This window comes from Streptomyces sp. NPDC085481, from assembly GCF_044541845.1.
Classification (GTDB): Bacteria; Actinomycetota; Actinomycetes; order Streptomycetales; family Streptomycetaceae; genus Streptomyces.
In genome coordinates, this window is record NZ_JBITTJ010000012.1 from 242,474 (window position 1) to 262,394 (window position 19,921).

Genomic DNA, 19,921 nt, shown 5'->3' on the forward strand with positions numbered 1-19,921 from the left:
AGGAAGCACCATCGAAGTCCAGTTTCACCCCGGGGCTCCTGATCTGCATGTCTGGCCCGAGGCGTTACTGAGGTTGAACTCGTCAAGGCCCGGCTGCGGTGTTCGAACAGCGATCGCTCGTAGAGCGTCTCGATGGGGGCGGCTCCGGCCGCAACTTACTCCAGGTAGAGAGCAGCCAGTCGCGGCAGGCGGCGAGCCATCTCGCCTGAGTCAGAGAAGTCGAAGCCCCACGCAGGGTCCAGCTGGGGGTAGCGGATGGTGAAAGCGTCTGTAGGGAGCTGATCACCGGTCGCCGTGATGTGTGCGTTCCAGGCAATGACCAGCATGTCCTCCCCCTCCAGGTCGACACCGGCGGCCGCAGAGGCTTGAACGATGGGCAGTTCAGCGAGGGCATCAGGATCAGCAACTACACGCTCAAAGACCTCACGACCCTGAGCGATCAGCCAGCCGCGGAAGTAGTCGAAGCCGTCGTCAGAGCATCCACCGTTGGCGATGTAGGCAGCGGCCCACAGAGGGTTGGTGTAGGACTCAACCATCAGGTCCCACAGCACCTGCTCAGCGGCGACGATCTCCTCGACCGGCCGCTTGGCCAGCAGCGAGGTCGACTCGCGAGCGACCGCTTCGCTTTCGTGTGGGGCGAGCGCCTGGTCACGGGCCGCCGCGATGAGCTCCCAGAACTGCTGCTTGTTCATGGTGGCTGAGCATGTCACCTGGTACTGACAGAGCACTTCTCGACGGTTGGAGATCACGCTGCTGCCTTCTCCGCAACCAGGGTCGGGGCCGGAAAGGCGACCAGTTCATCGAAGATCGTGTGCTCCTGTAGGCAACAATAGAGCTGGCCGAGCATCGGTTGAAGAGGTTGCGCAGGGCGGCCGCGTGCCAGTCCCCGTGGATGTCACGTCGGCGCCGGTAGTGGGCCTTGGCACGAGGCGATCCGTTGGGGGCCGCGAAGGCCCACAGATAGCCAGCGTGGTTGAGCCGGTCGTTCTTCACCCTCCGCCGGATGATGCTCGACTTCTTGCCGGAGGCTCTGGTGATCGGTGAGGCGCCGGCATAAGCCTTCAGGCCGCGGGCGTCGGCGAACCGGCTTCGGCCAAGCGCGAACTCTCTCTGAGACCCATAGAGCTCGTAACACGATCGTGATCGATGCTTCTTGAGTCGTCGCCAGCAGATGAGCCGCAGGCCAGGGAGACGAAGGCGTCGTGGAGTTCGGTACGACGTTCCCAGCGGACGGCGAGGCGCTTGAACTGGTGGAGGAGAGCGAAGGTCTGCTCGACGACGTAGCGGAGCTTGCCCAGCCCCTCGATGTTCGGGGCACCCCTGCGGGAGATGACCGGCAGGATCCGGCACTTGGCAGTTCGCGACGGTTGGGGTCGGAGTCGTAGCCCTTGTCGCCGAGCAGAGCCTCGGGACGCCGCCGCGGGCGGCCGGGGCGTCCGGCGACGGGCGGGATGCCGTCGACCAGGGCGAGCGTCTGGGTGACGTCGTTGACGTTGGCCGCGATGGTGATGACCTTGAACGGGGTACCGCGTCCGTCGCAGATCAGATGGTGCTCGCTGCCCGCCTTCCGCCGGCCGACCGGCGACGGACCGGTGTCGGCTCCCCCTTTTTTTCGCGCGGACATGGGAAGCGTCGACGCACGCTCTGGACCAGTCCAGCTCGCCGGCCGCGTTCAGCTCGGCGAGCAGAATGCGGTGGAGCTGGTCGAAGACCCCGGCCTTCTGCCACCGGTCCAGACGCCGCCAGCAGGTCTGCCCGGAGCCGAACCCCAGCTCCGAGGGCAGGAGTTGCCAGGCTATGTCGTTGTAGAGGACGAACAGGATGCCCTGGAGGCAGAGACGGTCCGGCACCGGCCGCGGCTCAGGCGACCTCTCGGGCCAGGGCGGCAGCAGCGGCTCGATCAGCGCCCACAGGTCATCGTCCACGATCCACGGCCGTGTAGTCACACCATCCCGAACGGCCGAATCGTCACACCGGTCACGGCTGACCAGGACTCTTCAGCAAGATCGTGTTACGAGCCCATAACTACACCTCGGACGGGAACAGCATCTGCGGGAATCGGTCCATAGGCTGGCTCAGCAACCAACGGTTCGTGTTCGGACGTCGACCGGGAACAGCCCCTTCTGAGTCGGCAAGGGCCTGAACTGCTCGGCATCCGCCGCATGCTCCCGGCGGGGCACACCGTCCAGCGCATGCACCAGGCGGTCTCGTTCTTCGCTCGGAACACGTGCCAGCAGGTGCACGATCCCGCCGAGGTCGTCCTCGCTCGCCGTCACCGATCACCGGCAAGGTCGAGATCGTGCGTGGGCACCTCAGAAGGAGCCTGCGTCGGCTGGGGCCGGCGCCATGGGTGAGCGATGGGCTGGGACACCCCACGCCACCACGGGTCAGAGGGCAGCTTCCCTCCAGGTTCGAACGGCTGGCCGGGACGGGGGAAAGCCACCGCCTGCCCCACCTCCTCGGCCTCGTACTTCGTCCACTCCCCCGGCTCCGCCCAGGCATGCGGTGCCAGGTTGAACGTGGCCCAGTGAATCGGCAGCAGCACGCCGGCCGAGGTGCCTCCCTGCAGGTCAAGGTGGGCCTGCACCCCCTGGGCGGGCGACATGTGAATGTCTGGCCAGGCACCAGGCAGCGGCGTATAGTCCGTGTGGTTCTTGGGCCAGTACGCGGAGTACGCACCGATCTGGATCATGGTGGCGTCGAAAAGGCCGTGGGCCGCGCCGATGTCCTTGAAGCCGGAGAAGTAGCCCGTGTCACCGCTGTGGTAGACGCGGTGGTCCGGGCCCTCGACGACCCAGGAGGCCCACAGGGTGTGTTGCTGGTTGCGCAGACCGCGGCCGCAGAAGTGGCGGGCGGGGGTCGCGGTGAGCCGCAGGTCGTCGACCTCGGTGGACTCGGTCCAGTCCAGCTCACGGATCCGGGAGGCGGACACACCCCAGCGCTCCAGGTGCGCGCCGACGCCGAGCGGCACCGCGAAGAGGGTGTCGGTGGTGGCGAGCGCCTTGATCGTCGGCAGGTCGAGGTGGTCGTAGTGGTCGTGCGAGATCACCACCACGTCGACCGGTCCGAGGGCGGCGAGGGAGGCCGGGACGGGGTGCAGCCGCTTGGGGCCGGCGAAGGCGAAGGGCGAGCAGCGGTCGCCCCAGACCGGGTCGAAGAGCACCCGCCGGCCGTCGATCTCGGTGAGCACGCTGGAGTGCCCCATCCAGGTGAGCCGGAGGCCGGAGGCCGGGGGGCGGGCCAGGTCGGCGACGGTGGTGGGGTGGACGGGGATCGTGCCGACGGGGGCCCGGCGCGCCCGCGCCTCCTTCTCGAAGTAGATCTTCGCGAACTCGACGGTCGACCCGGACGGCCGGTGCCGGGCCGTCTCGGGATTCCGGAAGACGCCGTCCGCGAAGTTCGGGGAGCGGCGGATGCGCTCCATGCGCTCCCCCGTCGGGTCGGCGCCGAACGCCTCGGGGCGCAGTGCGCGCAGCCGTGCCCGCAGCGAGTGGTCGGGGCCAGTGCCGGTCACAGGACCTCCTGAAAGTCGAGGATCTTTTCATTATGGGCGGCCCGCGGCGTCCGGCGCCCTGACGATCAGCGATACTGAATCATCGTTCAGTAAGGATGGGGTCGCCGTGGCCCCGGATTCCGCCCCCGGGAGTACCGAGGAGTACGCCGATGAGCACCGCCCCGCTGTTGTCCGTCGGATGGACCGACCACGTCACGGGCCGCCGCGGCCATCTCGTGGTGGACCGGCTCGTGCGCGGGGTGGCCAGTGGCGGGCTGCGGATGCGCGAGGGGTGCACGGCCGAGGAGGTCGCCGGCCTCGCCCGCGGGATGACCATGAAGGAGGCCTTGCACTACGACCCGGCGGCCCGCTATGTCCCTCTGGGCGGCGCCAAGGGCGGCATCGACTGCGATCCCCGCTCCCCCGAGGCGTACGGCGTGCTGGTGCGCTACCTGCGGGCCATGCGCCCGTACATCGAGCGCTTCTGGACCACCGGCGAGGACCTGGGCCTCACCCAGGACCTGGTGGACCGGGCTGCCGCCGAGGCCGGGCTCGTCTCCTCGATCCAGGCCGTGTACCCGCTGCTCGACGACGAGGCCGCAGCCCGTACGCGGCTCGCCGACGCGTTCGCCCTCGAGGTGGACGGGATCGGCCTGGACGAGCTGGTCGGCGGCTGCGGGGTCGCGGAGGCGGCGCTGACGGCGCTGGAGCGGGCGGGGAGGCCATACGCCGGGGCTCGGGTCTCGGTGCAGGGCTTCGGGACGATGGGCGGGGCCACCGCGCGCTTCCTGGCCCGGGCGGGGCTGCGGGTGGTGGCCGTCGCCGACGTGAAGGGCACGATCGTCAGTCAGGACGGCCTGGACGTCGAGGCGCTGCTCGCCGCGCGCGACGCGCACGGCGCGGTGGACCGGGCGGCGCTGCGGCCCGGGGACCGGGAGGAGGGCGGGGACGCCTGGCTCGCGGTGGACGCGGAGGTGCTGGTCCCCGCGGCGGTCTCGTACGCCGTGGACGCGGAGAACCAGGACCGGGTGCGCGCCCGGCTGGTCGTCGAGGCCGCGAACATGCCGGTGCTGCCGGAGGCGGAGCGGCTGCTCGCGGCGCGCGGGGTGACCGTGCTGCCGGACGTGGTGGTCAACTCGGGGACCAACGCCTGGTGGTGGTGGACGCTCTTCGGCGACGTGGAGGCGGACGCGGACGCGGCGTTCGCGCAGGTGCGGCGGGCGATGCGGGGGCTCGTGGGGCGGATGCTCGACCGGGCGGAGGCGGATGGCACGACACCGCGGGCGGCGGCGCACGCGCTGGTGGAGGAGCGGCTGCCGGAGATCGCGGAGCGGTACGGCTGGTACTGACCCCGGATATCGAATCGTGGATATCGAATACGGGATACGAGTATTGGATATTGGATCCAATATCGTCTCGCCGTGCGCTGTGTAGGGTGCGAAGCGTGGCGAGAGTGCGGTTGAGCGTGGCCGAGCGGCGGGAGGCGCTGCTCCAGGCGGCCGTCGGTCAGATCGAGGCCCGGGGCGTCGCTTCGGTCCGGATCGCCGACGTGGCAGCCGACCTCGGCGTGAGCAACGCCCTGGTCCTCTACCACTTCGCCACCAAGGAACAGCTCGTCGGAGCGGCCTTCGCGTACGCGGCCGAGAAGGACCTGGACCGGCTGCGCACACTGCTCGGCCGCCGCTCCACGGCGGTGCGCCGGCTCCGGGCGGCGGTCCGCTGGTACGCCCCGACCGGCCAGGCCAAGGGCTGGCGGCTGTGGATCGAGGGCTGGGCGGCCGCGCTGCGCGAACCGGCGTTGCGCGAGGTCGCCGGTTCGCTGGACCGGGAGTGGAAGGCGGCGCTGACGGCGGTGATCTCCGAGGGTGCGGCGGCCGGCGAGTTCCCGTGCCCGGACCCGACAGCCGCCGCCTGGCGGCTCACCGCGTTCCTGGACGGCCTGGCCGTCCAGATGACCTCGTACACCGGCTCGCTCGCCCGCACCACGATGCTGGAGTGGGCGGACGCGGCACTCGCCCGGGAGCTCGGACTGCCGTCCCTGGACGGCCTGGACGGAGCGACCGGGCCGGACGGGTCGGATGGTTCGGACAGGCCGGACGGGCTGGCCGGGCCGGACGGGTCGGACGGGCGGGACACCGCCGGAACGGCCGACGCGCCCGGCACCACCTCCGGCGCGACGGGTCAGATCAGCTCGTAGACCGCCTGGACCGTCACGTGCTCCTCGATCTCGCCGGGAGCGATCGCGACGCCCTCGCCGCCGTCGGCGGGTGCGCTCTGCATGGCGCCGGGGCCGGGCCGTGCGCTCTCGCCCTCGGTCAGCGAGATCAGCCGGCCCAGCCGGCGGCCGCTGAGCCTGGCGTGCTGGGCCGCCTTGTCGTAGGCGTCGTGGTGGGCGGCCTCCCGGGCCTTGGCGCGCAGCGCGGTCGGGTCGGAGACGTCGAACGTGACGCCGTTGACCCGGCCCGCGTCCCCGGTGGCGTCGTTGACGGCGCCGACGACCTGGCCGGTCCTGTCGATGTCGCGCACCTTCACGGAGAAGCTCTGCCCTGCCTGGTAGCCGGTCACCTTGCTCTCGCCGGCCTTGTTCTGGGTGTAGACGGGTGACAGGGACAGGCTCTCGGTGCGGATGTCCCGGTCGGCGATGCCCTGTCCGTGCAGCCCGGCGAGGAGCGCCTTGGCCGCCGTGCTCTGCGCGGCCATCGCCTCCTTGGCTGTCTTACGGGTCGCCTCCACGCCCACCGACACCACGGCCAGGTCGGGCGCGGCGGACGCCCGGCCGCTGCCGCTGACGGAGATGGTGGATGCCTCCGCGGCCCGTACGGCGGCGGGACGGGCCGTGGTGCCCGGGGCGGCGGCGACGGCGGGTGCGGCGGCGCCGAGGAGCAGTCCGCCGAGCGTGGCGGCTACGGCGAGCAGGCGGGCGGCGGGAACGGAACGGGCGGGTCGGTCGGCGGGGTGACGGGGCGTCATGGGCGGTCCCTTCGGCGGTGTGACGGCGCGCACATCCCACCAGTCCCCGGCCCCGCCACCGCCGCGCCACTCCTGGGCGGGCTCGTCCTTCACCTCTCCGGACGCGGAGAGGCCCGGGCGCCGTACCCCGTCCTCAGCAGTGGAGGGCGAGCGGCGGCCGCCAGACCAGTCCGTCGCCGGCGACGCCCGGTGCGGGGCGGTAGGAGAGCGGGACGAGATGGGTGGCGGCCGCCGCTTCGTTGCGGGTGCCCAGCCACAGGTCGATGATCTGCCAGGGCTGCCCGTCGAGGACGGCGACGGTGCGGGGCTGGCCGCCGCAGCTGTTGCCGTTGAAGATGCGGCGGCCGTTGGCCGGTGCGCTCCAGCCGATGTTGTCGGGGGCGCTCCAGCCGGCGTACAGCGAGGGGGCGGTGGCGTAGCCGATGGGGGTGCCGGTGCAGTAGCCGCAGGCGGGGTCGGCGTACGTGAGGATGTACTGCCCTGTCCTGGGGTCCCAATAGCCGCCCGGCCCCTCGACGTTCCGCAGGCCGGCGACCTTGCGGACGCCGATGCCCTGGCCGCCGGTCCCCGAGGGGTCGATCTGCTCGATGTTGAGCTGTGCGGTGCCGGGGAGGGTGCAGACGAGGGCGGGAGGGTCGCCGCGGGTGCCGGAGTCGATGAAGCCGAAGTCGCCGTTGCCCTTGCAGATGGCGAGTTCGGGCTTGGTGTACGAGCCGTTCGGCGTGACGCCGGGGCCGCAGGGGCCGGCCGCCGAGGCGCAGCCCATCGCGTTGTAGGCGTTGGTCCGGCTGATCGTGTAGTGCCGGGGGCTGTTGAACCAGAGGATGAAGGCGCCGTCGTCGAGTCCCCATCCGCTGCGGCGGATCATCCGCGGGTTGAAGCAGCCCTGGCCGGTGCCGCCGCAGGTGCCCTGCCAGGAGTCGTCGGTCCACGGGTCGACCGTGGCCGGGTCGAACAGCTGCTTGGGGGCGCTCCAGGGACCTCGCGGGGTGGGGGCGGTGGAGACGCCGAACCCGCACCAGGGGGTGCCGTACACGTTCCATTCGAAGCCGCAGGCGTACATCGAGCCGTACATGTAGTAGGCGCCGTCGAACTTGGCGATGTGGGCGTCGTGGAGGTCGATGCCCGAGATGGTGAACGAGCGCGGGTGCGCGCCGGGTCCGGGGGTGCGGCCGCCGCCGTTCGCTGTGGCGGTCGGTGTGGTGCCGAGCAGGGTGCTCAGGGCGAGCAGCAGGACGGTGAGGACATGGCGGACGGGCAACGAACGCCCCCTCCTCTCGGGCCGGGGACACCGGTCGACGCTCGACGGTTCCATCACTTCAGATGATTACAGGACAAGGAGGAACAATCGGCTGCGGACACGCGAACGCCGCGCCGCACGTCCACGCGCCGGGCCCGGCGGGGGCTTTGTCAGTGCCGCTTGGTAGAACTTCTCGCATCAGCCGATCAACGCCGTCGGGGACGGGGAGCACTCATGACCGTGTCGCACTACCTGCAGGAGCTGGACGGGCTGCCGTCGTTCGACTTCCCGGAGCGGGAGGCCGACGGCACGCTGCCGGACGCCGCCTCCGTGGCCTGGCGGCTGTCCACGCCGACCTACTGCGACGAAGGCGACGAGCAGTGGGAGCAGCGCTTCGCGCGCTTCGTCGAGGCGGTCGACACCACGCGGGTGCGGGCCCTGATCGTGGGCGGCTGGGACGAGGCGTACGAGACGTCCTCGGCCGGGATCGTGGAGGCACTGGTGGGGGCGAAGGACGAATTCCCCGCGCTGGAGGCGGTCTTCCTCGGCGACATGCTGTCCGAGGACTGCGAGATCTCGTGGATCGTGCAATCCGACGTGACCCCGCTGCTGGCCGCCTATCCGCGGCTCACCACCTTGGGCGTCCGGGGCTCCACCGAGCTGGCGTTCCCGCCGGTCCGGCACGAGGGGCTGCGCCGGCTGGTCGTGGAGACGGGCGGGCTGCCGGCCGCGCTGGTGCGGGACATCGCCGCGTGCGACCTGCCCGCCCTTGAGCACCTGGAGCTGTGGCTCGGCACCGACTGGTACGGGGGTGACAGCACGCCCGGGGACCTGGAGCCGGTCCTGGCCGGTGACCGGCTGCCCGCGCTGCGCTATCTGGGGCTGCGCAACTGCGTCACGCAGGACGCGGTGGCGGCCGCCGTCGCGGGCGCCCCGGTCGTCGCCCGGCTGGCCGAGCTCGACCTGTCGATGGGCACGCTCACCGACGCGGGCGGGCAGGCACTGCTCGACGGGCAGCGGTCGCTCGCCCATCTGAAGCGCCTCGACCTGTCGCACCACTACCTGTCGGAGGAGATGAGCGAGCGGATCGTGGCCGCGCTCGCGCCGCACGGTGTGGACGTGGACGTGGCCGACCGGCAGCAGCCGGACGAGTACGACGGCGAGCTCAACCGGTACACCGCGGTCGGCGAGTGACCACCTCCGCGGGCCTTCGCGTGGCCGTCGTCGGCAACCCGGAGAGCCGCCGCGTCCGGTTCTTCCGCGACGCGGTGCGCGCCGCCGGGCTGCAGGAGGCGCGGGTGGTGCGGTGGCTCGACGTGCTGCGCGGGCGTGCGGAGTTCCACGCCGGTGAGACGGTCCGGGTCGACACGCCCGGGGAGGACCCGGAGGTCGACCGGCTGCTGCGCGGCGCGGCCGACCCGGCCCGGGTGGAGGGATCGCTGCGCTGGTACGAGGGGTTCACCGCCGCCCTGCCGGAGCTCGCCGCCCAGGTGGTCGAGGCGGGGGCGACGCTGGTCGACGACCCGGCCGAGCCGGCCGTGCTGTTCGACAAGCGGCTGACCCACGGGCGGCTGCGGGCGGCCGGGGTGCCGGTGCCCGACTCCCCCACCTCGGGCCCCGACGCGCCCGAGGTGCGCGGCTGGGCGGACGTGCGGGCGCTCACGGTGCGGGACGGCCTGCGCCGGGTGTTCGTGAAGCTCGCGCACGGGTCCTCCGCCTCGGGCGTGCTCGCGGTGGAGACGGCCGGCGCGGGCCGGGTGCAGGCCACCACGTCGGTGGAACGGGCCCCGGACGGACGGCTGTTCAACTCGCTGCGGGTGCGGCGCTACCACACGGAGGGGGAGGTGGCCGCGCTGGTGGACGCCCTGGCCCCGGACGGGCTGCACATCGAGCGCTGGCTGCCGAAGGCCGCCCAGGGCGGCCGGGCGGCCGATCTGCGGGTGGTGGTCGTCGGCGGGCGGGCCACCCACGCCGTCGTCCGCACCAGTCGCTCCCCCATGACCAACCTGCATCTCGGCGGCGCCCGGGGCGACTTGACCGCCGCGCGGGCCGCCGTGGCGGGGGCCGGGAGCCGCTGGGCGGACGCGCTCGACGTCTGCGAGCGGGCCGCGGCCGCCTTCCCCGGCACCCGCTGCGTCGGGGTCGACCTGCTGCCGACGGCGGGTTGGCGCCGGTTCGCCGTCGGCGAGGTCAACGCCTTCGGCGACCTGCTGCCGGGCCTCACCGGCCTGCCGGGCAGCGGCGCCGAGGACCAGGACACCTACGCGGCCCAGGTCGCCGACCTGCTCCGGCTCGGCGACGGCCCCGGCCGCCCGCACCACCGCACCCTTCGCACCCTTAGCACCACCACAGGAACGAGCACCCCGTGATCCCCCCGCCCGCACCCGCGGCCGAGACCGTACCGGCTCCTGCACCGGCCCCCGCACCGCCCGCGCCGTCAGCCGAGCTCGACATGAACGACATCGTCGGCAGCCACGACCTGCTCCTGGTCACCCTCGACACCCTCCGCTACGACGTCGCCGCCGAGCTCGCCGCCCAGGGCCGCATCCCGAACCTGGCCCGCCATCTGCCCGGTGGCGTCTGGGAGCGCCGGCACGCGCCCGGCAGCTTCACCTACGCCTCCCACCAGGCGATCTTCGCGGGCTTCCTGCCCACTCCGGCCACGCCAGGGCCGCACCCCCGGCTGTTCGCCGCCCGGTTCGCGGGCAGCGAGACCACCGCCGACGGCACGTACGTCTTCCACGACACCCCCGACCTGGTCTCGGCGCTCGCGCACGAGGGCTACCGGACCGTGTGCGTCGGCGGGGTCGGCTTCTTCAACGGGCGGCCGCCGCTCGGCAGCGTGCTCCCCGGTCTGTTCCAGGAGAGCCACTGGGAGCCGTCGTTCGGGGTGGCCTCGCCGACCTCGTTCGAGTCGCAGGTGGCCCGGGCGGAGGAGGTCGTCGCCGCGCTCCCCCGCGACCGGCGGCTGTTCCTGTTCGTCAACGTCTCCGCCCTGCACCAGCCCAACTGGTTCCACCTGCCGGGCGCGACCGTTGAGGCCGGCGACTCCCGCGCCAGCCACGCCGCCGCCCTGGAGTACGTGGACCGGCACATCGGCCGGCTGTTCGCGGCGATGAGCAGCCGCCGCGAATGCTTCGCGATCGTCTGTTCCGACCACGGCACGGCGTACGGGGACGACGGCTTCACCGGCCACCGGCTGGGGCACGAGGCCGTGTGGACGGTGCCGTACGCCCAGTTCGTCCTGGAGACCACCGCATGACCACGACCGAGACCGAGACCGTCTCCGAGACCGAGTCCGGCAACGAGACCGGGACCCCCCGCCCGTACCGCAGTTACGTCTACGCGTACCCCCACAAGACCGCCTACCGTCCGCTGCCCGACCGGCCCCCGCTCGCCGGACTCTGGGCGGACGAGCCGAAGGACGCGCTCTCCCTCTACGCACACATACCGTTCTGCGAGGTCCGCTGCGGCTTCTGCAATCTGTTCACCCGGATCGGCGCCCCGGACGAGCTGACCACCCGCTACCTCGACGCTCTCGACCGGCAGGCCGCGGCGGTGCGCGAGGCGCTGGGGGACGCGGCGCCGGTGCGGTTCGCCACGGCCGCGTTCGGCGGCGGCACGCCCACCTTCCTGACCGCCGGCGAGCTGGAGCGGCTCTGCGACATCGCTGAGCGGCGCATGGGCGTCGACCTGCGGGCGGTGCCCCTGTCGGTGGAGACCTCGCCGTCCACGGCGACCGCCGACCGGCTCGCGGTGCTCGCCGAGCGGGGCGCGACCCGGCTGAGCATCGGGGTGCAGAGCTTCGTCGAGGCGGAGGCCCGCGCCGCCGTGCGCCCGCAGCGCCGCGCGGACGTAGAGGCGGCCCTCGGCCGCATCCGGGACACGGGCGTCCCGGTCCTCAACATCGACCTGATCTACGGGATCGACGGCCAGACCGAGGAGTCCTGGCGCCGCTCGCTGGACGCCGCGCTCGCCTGGCGCCCCGAGGAGCTGTACGTCTACCCGCTGTACGTCCGTCCCCTCACCGGCCTCGGACGCCAGGCCGGCGAGCCTGGCCCCGCCGCCGACCGCGCGTGGGACGAGCAGCGCCTCCGGCTCTACCGCCACGGCCGGGACCATCTCCTCGCCCACGGCTACGAGCAGGTGTCGATGCGCATGTTCCGCCGGGCGGACGCGCCGCCGCTCGGCCCCGACGACTACGCCTGCCAGACGGACGGCATGATCGGTCTCGGCTGCGGGGCCCGCTCCTACACCTCGGAGCTGCACTACTCCTTCGACTACGCGGTCGGGATGCCGCAGATCCGCTCGATCATCGACACGTACACGGAGACGACGGACTTCTCCCGGGCCGAGGTGGGCCGCCGGGTCGACGCGGACGAGGCGCGCCGCCGCCATCTGCTGCAGTCGCTGCTCCAGGCCGAGGGCATGACCCTGGCCGGCTACGCAGAGCGGTTCGGCGGTTCGCCGTTCACGGACTTCGCGGCCGAGCTGGCCCGCTTCGCGGCCCTCGGCTGGCTGGACACCGGAGCGCCGACCGGGCTGCTGCGGCTCTCCCCCGAGGGCCTCGCGCACGCGGACGGACTCGGGCCCGAGCTGTTCTCGCCGTCCGTGCGGGCGGCGATGGCCGCGTACGAGGCGAAGTAGCGGGGCACGCCATGGATCTGACGCTCCTTTACCGCGGCCCGCTCGCCTCCTGCGACTACGACTGCCCGTACTGCCCCTTCGCCAAGCGCCGCGACAGCCGTGAGCAGCTGCGCGCCGACCGCGCGGCGCTCGAGCGTTTCGCCGGCTGGGCGGGCGCGCAGAGCGAGGACCGGCTGCGGATCCTGTTCACGCCGTGGGGCGAGGGCCTGGTGCGGTCCTGGTACCGGCGGGCGATGGTCGAGCTGTCCCGGCTGCCGCACGTGGAGCGGGTCGCGATCCAGACCAATCTGAGCTGCCGTACGGAGTGGCTGGCCGAGGCGGACCCGCAGACGGTGGCGCTGTGGTGTACGTACCACCCGGGCCAGACGCCGTACGAGCGGTTCCTCGGCAAGTGCCTGGCACTCGCGGAGCAGGGCATCCGTTTCAGCGTCGGTATCGTCGGCCTGCCGGAGCACCGGGAGCACGCGAGGCGGTTGCGGGCCGAGCTGCCGGACGATGTCTATCTGTGGGTGAACGCGGCCGAGGGTCACAGCTACACGGACGAGGAGGCCGAGGCCTGGACGGTCCTCGACCCCCTCTTCCCGTACAGCCGCAGCCCGCACCGCTCGGCGGGGCTGCCGTGCCGCACCGGCGAGTCGGTCGTCTCGGTGGACGGCGACGGGACGGTGCGGCGCTGCCACTTCGTCACGTCCGAGCTGGGCAACCTGTACGACGGCTCGTACCGTGCGGCGCTGCGCCCGCGCGCCTGCCCGCTCGCCGCGTGCGACTGTCACATCGGCTATGTCCACCTGGAGACGCTGCCGTTGTACGACGTGTTCGCCGGCGGCGTCCTGGAGCGCATACCGGCGAAGAACCCCTGACCGCTACAGCGGCATGAGGTCGGGGCGCTTGGCCTCCACGTGGTCGCCGGAGCTCTCGCCGCGCAGCCGGCGCCCGATCCAGGGGACCAGGTACTCCTTCGCCCAGTAGATGTCGTCCTTGCGGACCTCCAGGGTGCCCCGGGGCGGCAGCGGGGGCCACGCCTGGTCCGGGTCGGCCGGCACGGGCAGGCCGAGGACCTGGGCGGCGCGCAGCGCGACCCGGGTGTGGCCGTCGGGCGACAGGTGGAGCCGGTCGTCGTCCCAGGCACGGCGGTCCTGGACGGACTTCAGCGACCAGAGGTCGAGCACGGGGCAGTCGTAGCGGTCGGCGATGGCCCGCACGTGCGCCGTGTAGGTGGCGATCTTCCCCCGCAGGTGCTTGAGGACGGGGACGTCACGCGTGTCGAAGCCGGTGGTCACCATGACGGTGCCGACGGCGGAGGTCAGGTCGGCCACGGCGCGCTCGAAGCGCTCGGCGACGTCGTCGGGGTCGGTGCCGGGGCGGATGATGTCGTTGCCGCCGGCGCAGAAGGTCACCAGGTCGGGGGCGAGTTCCTTCGCCCGGGGGACCTGCTCCGCCACGATCTGGTCCAGGAGCCGTCCGCGTACGGCCAGGTTCGCGTAGCGGAACTCGTCGTGCTCCGGCAGCTGGTCGGCGAGCAGGACCGCGAACCGGTCCGCCCATCCGACGTAGGTCCCGTCGGGCCCGGGGTCTCCGACGCCCTCGGTGAAGCTGTCACCGATCGCCGCGTACGACCCGAATGCGTTCTTGTCTCTTGATCTCGAATCGTCTGCCACGGGAGCACATCTTTCCCTTACGGGTGTGACCTACGCGACCGTAAGGAGGGGTTGACGCCGGGTGACATATGCCACCGATAAAGATTGCACCAAGCCGGAATACGCCGGAGGGCCCGGCACACAGGTGCCGGGCCCTCCGCGGTGAAGCGGGTGTCAGATGCTGACGCCGTGCTGGCGCAGGTAGGCCAGCGGATCGACGTCGGAGCCGTAGCTCGGTCCGGTGCGGATCTCGAAGTGCAGGTGCGGGCCGGTGGAGTTGCCCGTCGAACCGGACAGGCCGATCTGCTGCCCGCCGCTCACGGACTGGCCGGCGGAGACGGACAGCGAGGAGAGGTGGGCGTACTGCGAGTAGCTGCCGTCGGCGTGCTGGATGACGACCTCGTTGCCGTACGCGCCGCTCCAGCCGGCGGAGTAGACGGTGCCGGCGCCGACGGCACGGACGGTGGTGCCGGAGGAGGCGATGAAGTCGACACCGGTGTGGTAGCCGGAGGACCACATCGCACCGGCGGCCCGGTACGGGGTCGAGATGCCGCCGCCGGCGACGGGGGCGACCCAGCCGGAGGAGGAGGCCGCACCGGCCGAGGACGACGAGGAGGAGGAAGAGGAGGAGGAAGAAGAGGGCGCCGACGAGTCCGCCGAGGTGGCTGCCGCGGCGGCCGGACGCTCGCTGCCGCGGGAGGCGCGCGAGGTGTCGGCTGAGCTCTTGGAGGCGCGCTCCGGGGCGGCGGCCTTCGGCGCGTGGTCGCCCTTGGCGGTGTTCTTGGCGCCGAGGGTGAGCTTCATGCCCGGGAGGATCAGCGAGGGGTTGTCGCCGACGACCTGGCGGTTGTCGCGGTAGAGCTTCTGCCAGCCGCCCGCGAGGTGGTGCTCGGCGGCGATCTTGGACAGGTAGTCGCCGCGGACGACGGAGTACGTCTTCGAGGCGGCGGCGGGGGCGGCGGCAGGGGCCTTGGCGGGAACCGCGGCGGCGACGGCCTGCTGGGGCGTCACGGCCGGGGCGGCCTTCTCGGCGGCGTGCGCGCCGGTCGCGCCGATGAGCGGCAGGGCAACGACGGCGCCACCGGTGCCGGCGGCGACGAACCCGCGGGTGATCGGGTTGACCTTGGGACGGCGGTGCTTACCCTTCGCGGGCATGGCGAATTCCTCTCCGTCGCCTGCGAGGTGAGCTGTCGGGTTCGGACTGGAGATGTCCGGTCGCGTGGTGACGCGACTTCACCCCAAAGCCGTCCTTCATCGAGGGATCGGCGTACTACCTGGGTCCCCCGCTCCTGCCTTACACGGGTGGGTGCGGATTCCGGGCGGTGGCAGGATTCGGCGGTCCGTCCGGATTGAGCGCGACGCTAGACGAGCGGGGTAGGCGCGAACAAGCCACTGTTTTCACCACCCCTTCGCATGCGTGAAATTCGGCCGGAATTCCGGTCACCCTCCGTGGATGACGACCCCTCGATTTCCCTTTCCAGGAGGGAATTTGGGAAAGACGATCAGGCACGGTCCGTCACGGTTATGACGCTGCTCACGCACCGAATCCCATCTCCCCAGCAACCAGGGCGCGTTATCCCTAAACCCTCAATTCGGACAGTTTTCTCATTCCCGCCCGAGGGGGTGCGCGCAGGGCGTCTCACCTGGATGATTGCCCCAGGAACCGATCTCGAGACCAGGAGCATCCGTGACGCAAGCGACGACCGAGCCCGAGCTCACCGGCGTACGCAACTTCCGCGACCTCGGCGGGCTGCCGACGGCGGACGGCCGGACCGTGCGCCCCGGGCGGCTCTTCCGCAGCGGCCACCTGGCACACGCCACGCCGGAGGACGCCGCGTTTCTGGCCACGCTGGGCCTGCACACCGTCTTCGACTTCCGCAACGAGGCCGACCGGCGCGTCGAGGGGCCGGACGTGGAGCTTCCGGGCGTACGGAACGTGAACGTACCCCTCAACGATCCGGCCGACGGCAAGGAGTTCTGGAAGCTGGTGCATTCGGGTGACCTGCCGCAGCTTCGCGAGATCCTGGCGGACGGCAAGGCAGCGGCCCGAATGTCTGGTTCGTACCAGAAGATGATTGTCGAGCGGACGGCGGAGCACAGCCGCATCCTGCACGCGATGGCCGAGGACAGCGTCCCCGCGCTGATGCACTGCGCCGCCGGCAAGGACCGGGCGGGCCTGGCGATCGCGATCTCGCTGCTCGCGGTCGGCGTGGAGCGCGAGGCGATCGAGGAGGACTACCTCAAGTCGAACGCGCCGCACCGCCGCTACAAGGTGCAGCGCAGCTCCACCGCCCCGGACGGGATGTCGCCCGAGGTGATGGAGCTGCTGAGCCCGCTCTTCGACGCACGGGTGGACTATCTGCGGGCCGCCTTCGAGACGATCGAGGAGACCTGGGGCTCGGTGGACGCCTACCTGGTCGAGGGCCTGCGGCTCGCCCCGGAGACCCGGGAGCAGCTGCGGGACCGGCTGCTCGCCGAGGCGTAGTCCCGGCCACCGCCCCTCGCGGCTACTGGTTCTGCCCGCCGAGCATGAACAGCAGGTAGAGGAAGCCGGCGAAGAGGTGTCCGGCGATCAGATAGGCGAAGAGGCGGAGCACCAGCCCCTTGGGGAACTTGCCGCCACCGCGCTCTTCGCCGGTGACCGGTGCGGACTTCTCGGACATGTCGGTCCTTTCCGAAGGAATGGCATCGAAGGAAGGGCGGCGAAGGAACGGCGCGAAGGATCAGCGCCGGTGCCGCGCCCCGCCGCCGAGGCACAGTTCGGCGACGGGGCTCTGCATCAGCGTGTGGACGAACAGCAGCTCGGCGCCGCCGCGGGTGGCGGCGCCGATGCGGTGCGGGGTGAGCGAGTCGAAGTGCGCACCGTCTCCCGGGTCGAGGACGTGTACGGCGTCTCCCAGCGCGAGCCGCACCCGCCCCTCCAGGACGTGGATCCACTCCTCCCCCGGATGGACCCGCACGATGTCGGCGCTCGTGGCGTACGGCACATGGACGCGCAGCGCCTGCATGGCACGGCCGGCACCGCCCGCGGGGCGGTAGGTCCAGCCGTCGGCCTCGACGGCCTCGGCCCGCCCGGCCCGGATCACCGGGTCACGCTCCGGGGGCACCTCGCCCAGCAGCTCGGAGACGGTCGTACCGTAGGTACGGGCGAGGGCGAGCAGCATGGGCAGCGAGGGCTGCCGACGGCCCGTCTCCAGCCGTGAAAGGTGCGCCGGGGAGAGACCGGCCCGCTGGGCCGCGGCCTCCAGGGTGAGCCCGCGCCGGCGGCGCAGCCCGCGCAGCTGCGGGGCGACGTCCGGCAGGCCGCCGGAAACATCCCCGGCACCGGAAGCGGCACCGGGAGCATCCTCGACACCGGAAGCGGCTACCGCTCCCGTGTCACCGGGCGGGGCTGGTTCCGGGGACTGCTCCCCGGGGTGGTGGTCCATGCCTCCATTCCGCCAGGATCTTTCCTCTGGGGCAAGTTTCTTGCCCCAGAGGCAAAACCCGCGCGCGGCCGCGCGTACGGATCCGGTCAGCGCTGCGCCACGGCCTGCTTGACCAGCGTCTTCCCGAAGTCCCACATCAGGCCGCCGCCACCGTGGGCGTCGTCCATCACCGCCGTGAAGGCGGTCACGAAGCGGTCCACGTCCTCCTCGTCGATGATCAGCGGCGGGATCAGCTTGATCACCTCCAGGTGGTCGCCCGACACCTGTGTCAGGATCCGGTGCCGCTGCAGCAGCGGCACCACGACCATCTGGGCGAAGAGGCCCTTGCGGGCCGTCTGGAGCATCGTCCAGCGGCTGCGCAGGCCCAGCGAGGAGGGGCGGCCGAACTCGATGCCGATCATCAGTCCGCGGCCCCTGATCTCGTGCAGCAGCTCGTAGCGCGGTACGAGCTCCCGCAGCCGGGAGGCGAGCAGGTCGCCGATCCGGCGGACGTGGGCGACCGTCCCCTCGGACTCCATCACCGAGAGCACGGCGAGCCCGGCCGCCATGGCCTGCGCGTTCGAGCCGAAACTGGCCGAGTGGACCAGGACCCGGTCCATCGACGAGTAGACCTTCTTGAAGATCCAGTCCTTGCCGAGGGTGGCGCCGACCGGCACGTAGCCGCCGGAGAGCGCCTTGGCGACGCAGACCAGATCCGGCTCGACGCCGTCCTCGTGCTGGTACGCGTAGAAGTCGCCGGTCCGGCCGAGGCCGGTCTGCACCTCGTCGGCGATCAAAAGGGCGCCGTGCCGGTGGAGCAGCTCCTGTGCGGCGCGCAGGAAGCCCGGCGGGGCGGCGTGGACGCCCTTGCCCTGGATGGGTTCGACGACGAAGGCGGCCACGTCGCCCTTGCGCAGCTCCCGTTCCAGGGCGTCGAGGTCGCCGAGCCCGATCGCCGTGTCGGGCAGCAGCGGGGCGAAGCCGTCCCGGAAGCCGCTCTCTCCGTTGACGGAGAGGGAGCCGGTGGTGAGGCCGTGGAAGGCGTGGGTGCAGTAGAGGACCCTCGGCCGGCCGGTGGCGTACCGGGCGAATTTGAGCGCGGTCTCCACGGCCTCGGTGCCGCTGTTGCCGAAGAAGACCCGGTCGAGGTGGGGGCTGTGGGCCAGCAGCCGCTCGGCGAGGAGTCCGGGCAGCGGCTGGCAGTCGAAGCGGGTGAGGTCGGCGAGCTGGGCGTCGAGGACGTCGTGCAGGGCCTTGCGGACGACGGGGTGGTGCCGGCCGAGGCCCATGACGCCGAAGCCGGCGAGCATGTCGAGGTAGTCGGCGCCGTCGGCGTCCCAGAAGTGGGCGCCCTCCGCCCGCTCGTAGACCTTGTCGAAGCCGATGGTGTGGAGCATGCGCGGGAGCTGGTGGTTGAGGTGGCGGGCGTGCAGCTCGTAACGCTCGCCGCCGCGCTCGGCGAGCAGCGCCCGCAGGTCGAACTCGCCCTTCATGACTCGCTCACCCGTTGTTCCCGGAGACGGTCTCCCGGACCGCGCGCAGCGACTCCTTGAGCGAGCCCATGGTGGCGAGGACGGCGGTGGGCTCGTAGCCGCAGTGCGCCATGCAGTTGGCGCAGCGCGGGTCCTTGCCGCGGCCGTACTTGTCCCAGTCCGTCTCCTCGATGAGCTCGCGGTACGTGGGGACGTAGCCGTCGCTCATCAGATAGCAGGGGCGCTGCCACCCGAAGAGGGAGTAGTTGGGGATCGCCCACGCGGTGCACGGGAAATCGGCCTTGCCTTCCAGGAAATCGAGGAAGAGCGGCGAGTGGTTCAGCCGCCAGCGGCGCCGGTTTCCGCCCGCGAAGGCCTTCTTGAAGAGTTCCCTGGTCTGCTCGACGCCGAGGAAGTGCTCCTGGTCGGGGGCCTTTTCGTAGGCGTAGGCGGGCGAGATCATCATTTCGTCGACCTGGAGGTCGTCGTTGAGGAAGTTGAGCACCTCGATGATGGTCTGCGGGGTGTCGGTGTTGAAGAAGGTCGAATTGGTGGTGACCCGGAAGCCGCGCCGCTTGGCTTCCTTGATCGCGGCCACCGCCTCGTCGAACACGCCCTCCTTGGCGACGGATTCGTCGTGCCGCTCGCGCAGCCCGTCGATGTGCACGGCGAAGGCGAAGTACGGCGAGGGGGTGAATTCGTCGAGCTTCTTGCGCAGCAGCATGGCGTTGGTGCACAGGAAGACGTACTTCCGCTTGGCCACCAACTGACGAACGATCTCGTCGATCTGAGGGTGCATCAGCGGCTCGCCGCCGGCGATGGAGACCATCGGCGCCCCGGACTCCAGGACGGCGCCGACCGCCTGGGCGACCGGCATGCGCTGCTTGAGCACGCCCGCCGGGTGCTGGATCTTGCCGCAGCCCTCGCACTTGAGGTTGCAGGCGAACAACGGCTCCAGCTCGACGATGAGGGGGAACTTCTCCCGCTTGCGGAGCTTCTGTTCGAAGAGGTAGGTCCCGACCCGGATGGACTGACGGAGCGGCATGGCCATAACT

The 19,921-nt window shown here is 71.5% G+C and carries 18 protein-coding genes, 2 pseudogenes and 1 riboswitch; of the genes and pseudogenes, 8 read left to right on the forward strand and 12 right to left on the reverse strand.

What is annotated here, in order from left to right; genetic code table 11:
* Positions 1-155: 155 nt before the first annotated feature.
* From ACIGEZ_RS24785 to ACIGEZ_RS24800, 4 genes and pseudogenes are all read right to left on the reverse strand, one after another.
* Positions 156-692 (reverse strand): DUF4240 domain-containing protein, encoded by a 537-nt coding sequence (locus ACIGEZ_RS24785; RefSeq protein ID WP_399834593.1) that lies wholly within the window; start codon positions 690-692, stop codon positions 156-158.
* 53 nt (positions 693-745) lie between these two features.
* Positions 746-1,092, reverse strand: a pseudogene (locus tag ACIGEZ_RS24790) (transposase); the annotation flags it as partial.
* Between the two features lie 57 nt (positions 1,093-1,149).
* Positions 1,150-1,946: pseudogene (locus ACIGEZ_RS24795) on the reverse strand (IS5 family transposase); the annotation flags it as partial.
* 326 nt (positions 1,947-2,272) lie between these two features.
* Positions 2,273-3,514 carry an MBL fold metallo-hydrolase gene (locus ACIGEZ_RS24800; protein ID WP_399834595.1) on the reverse strand — a complete coding sequence of 414 codons (1,242 nt, stop codon included), beginning with the start codon at positions 3,512-3,514 and terminating at the stop codon, positions 2,273-2,275.
* A 149-nt stretch (positions 3,515-3,663) separates the two neighbouring features.
* On the opposite strand from ACIGEZ_RS24800, the gene ACIGEZ_RS24805 reads away from it, so the two are divergent.
* Both ACIGEZ_RS24805 and ACIGEZ_RS24810 read left to right on the forward strand, forming a co-directional pair.
* Positions 3,664-4,842 carry a Glu/Leu/Phe/Val dehydrogenase dimerization domain-containing protein gene (locus tag ACIGEZ_RS24805; protein WP_399834597.1) on the forward strand — a complete coding sequence of 393 codons (1,179 nt, stop codon included), beginning with the start codon at positions 3,664-3,666 and terminating at the stop codon, positions 4,840-4,842.
* Positions 4,843-4,937: 95 nt separating this feature from the next.
* On the forward strand, positions 4,938-5,690 hold the full coding sequence (locus ACIGEZ_RS24810) for a TetR family transcriptional regulator C-terminal domain-containing protein (RefSeq protein WP_399834599.1): 753 nt from the start codon (positions 4,938-4,940) through the stop codon (positions 5,688-5,690).
* Here ACIGEZ_RS24810 and ACIGEZ_RS24815 read toward each other — a convergent pair.
* Positions 5,675-6,463, reverse strand: a complete 789-nt coding sequence (locus tag ACIGEZ_RS24815; RefSeq protein ID WP_399834601.1) for an SIMPL domain-containing protein — start codon at positions 6,461-6,463, stop codon at positions 5,675-5,677. The genes ACIGEZ_RS24810 and ACIGEZ_RS24815 overlap by 16 nt on opposite strands.
* Positions 6,464-6,596: 133 nt before the next feature.
* Positions 6,597-7,724 (reverse strand): hypothetical protein, encoded by a 1,128-nt coding sequence (locus ACIGEZ_RS24820; protein ID WP_399834603.1) that lies wholly within the window; start codon positions 7,722-7,724, stop codon positions 6,597-6,599.
* 213 nt (positions 7,725-7,937) lie between these two features.
* Between ACIGEZ_RS24820 and ACIGEZ_RS24825 the strand changes: the two genes are divergently transcribed.
* The 5 genes from ACIGEZ_RS24825 (at position 7,938) to ACIGEZ_RS24845 (ending at position 13,210) form a co-directional block, all read left to right on the forward strand.
* Positions 7,938-8,897 carry an STM4015 family protein gene (locus ACIGEZ_RS24825; RefSeq protein WP_399834604.1) on the forward strand — a complete coding sequence of 320 codons (960 nt, stop codon included), beginning with the start codon at positions 7,938-7,940 and terminating at the stop codon, positions 8,895-8,897.
* Entirely contained in the window at positions 8,894-10,072 is a 1,179-nt protein-coding gene (locus ACIGEZ_RS24830) for an STM4014 family protein (RefSeq protein ID WP_399834606.1), read from the forward strand. The genes ACIGEZ_RS24825 and ACIGEZ_RS24830 overlap by 4 nt, the downstream gene beginning before the upstream one ends.
* An 83-nt stretch (positions 10,073-10,155) precedes the next feature.
* Positions 10,156-10,965, forward strand: coding sequence for an STM4013/SEN3800 family hydrolase (locus ACIGEZ_RS24835; protein ID WP_399834608.1), 810 nt, complete (start codon positions 10,156-10,158; stop codon positions 10,963-10,965).
* Entirely contained in the window at positions 10,962-12,350 is a 1,389-nt protein-coding gene (locus ACIGEZ_RS24840) for an STM4012 family radical SAM protein (protein ID WP_399834610.1), read from the forward strand. The genes ACIGEZ_RS24835 and ACIGEZ_RS24840 overlap by 4 nt, the downstream gene beginning before the upstream one ends.
* 11 nt (positions 12,351-12,361) lie before the next feature.
* On the forward strand, positions 12,362-13,210 hold the full coding sequence (locus ACIGEZ_RS24845; protein ID WP_399834612.1) for an STM4011 family radical SAM protein: 849 nt from the start codon (positions 12,362-12,364) through the stop codon (positions 13,208-13,210).
* A gap of 3 nt (positions 13,211-13,213) precedes the next feature.
* Here the strand turns inward: ACIGEZ_RS24845 and ACIGEZ_RS24850 are convergent, their stop codons facing one another.
* Complete coding sequence (locus ACIGEZ_RS24850) at positions 13,214-14,008, reverse strand: SGNH/GDSL hydrolase family protein (RefSeq protein WP_399834614.1); 795 nt, start codon at positions 14,006-14,008, stop codon at positions 13,214-13,216.
* A gap of 153 nt (positions 14,009-14,161) precedes the next feature.
* On the reverse strand, positions 14,162-15,142 hold the full coding sequence (locus ACIGEZ_RS24855; protein WP_399834615.1) for a LysM peptidoglycan-binding domain-containing M23 family metallopeptidase: 981 nt from the start codon (positions 15,140-15,142) through the stop codon (positions 14,162-14,164).
* Between the two features lie 4 nt (positions 15,143-15,146).
* Positions 15,147-15,335: riboswitch (cyclic di-AMP (ydaO/yuaA leader) on the reverse strand.
* A gap of 339 nt (positions 15,336-15,674) precedes the next feature.
* Between ACIGEZ_RS24855 and ACIGEZ_RS24860 the strand changes: the two genes are divergently transcribed.
* Positions 15,675-16,472 carry a tyrosine-protein phosphatase gene (locus tag ACIGEZ_RS24860; RefSeq protein ID WP_399834617.1) on the forward strand — a complete coding sequence of 266 codons (798 nt, stop codon included), beginning with the start codon at positions 15,675-15,677 and terminating at the stop codon, positions 16,470-16,472.
* A 22-nt stretch (positions 16,473-16,494) separates the two neighbouring features.
* Here the strand turns inward: ACIGEZ_RS24860 and ACIGEZ_RS24865 are convergent, their stop codons facing one another.
* The 4 genes from ACIGEZ_RS24865 to hpnH all read right to left on the reverse strand — a co-directional run bounded on the left by ACIGEZ_RS24865 (position 16,495) and on the right by hpnH (position 19,917).
* Positions 16,495-16,650 carry a DUF6126 family protein gene (locus tag ACIGEZ_RS24865; RefSeq protein ID WP_399834619.1) on the reverse strand — a complete coding sequence of 52 codons (156 nt, stop codon included), beginning with the start codon at positions 16,648-16,650 and terminating at the stop codon, positions 16,495-16,497.
* 60 nt (positions 16,651-16,710) lie between these two features.
* Positions 16,711-17,415: a helix-turn-helix domain-containing protein gene (locus ACIGEZ_RS24870; RefSeq protein WP_399834621.1), complete on the reverse strand. Its 705-nt coding sequence runs from the start codon at positions 17,413-17,415 to the stop codon at positions 16,711-16,713.
* Positions 17,416-17,501: 86 nt separating this feature from the next.
* The gene (locus ACIGEZ_RS24875; protein ID WP_399834623.1) at positions 17,502-18,887 is read right to left on the reverse strand and encodes an aspartate aminotransferase family protein; all 1,386 of its coding nucleotides are present in this window, start codon (positions 18,885-18,887) and stop codon (positions 17,502-17,504) included.
* Between the two features lie 7 nt (positions 18,888-18,894).
* Positions 18,895-19,917 carry an adenosyl-hopene transferase HpnH gene (gene hpnH / locus ACIGEZ_RS24880; protein ID WP_399834625.1) on the reverse strand — a complete coding sequence of 341 codons (1,023 nt, stop codon included), beginning with the start codon at positions 19,915-19,917 and terminating at the stop codon, positions 18,895-18,897.
* Positions 19,918-19,921: the final 4 nt, after the last annotated feature.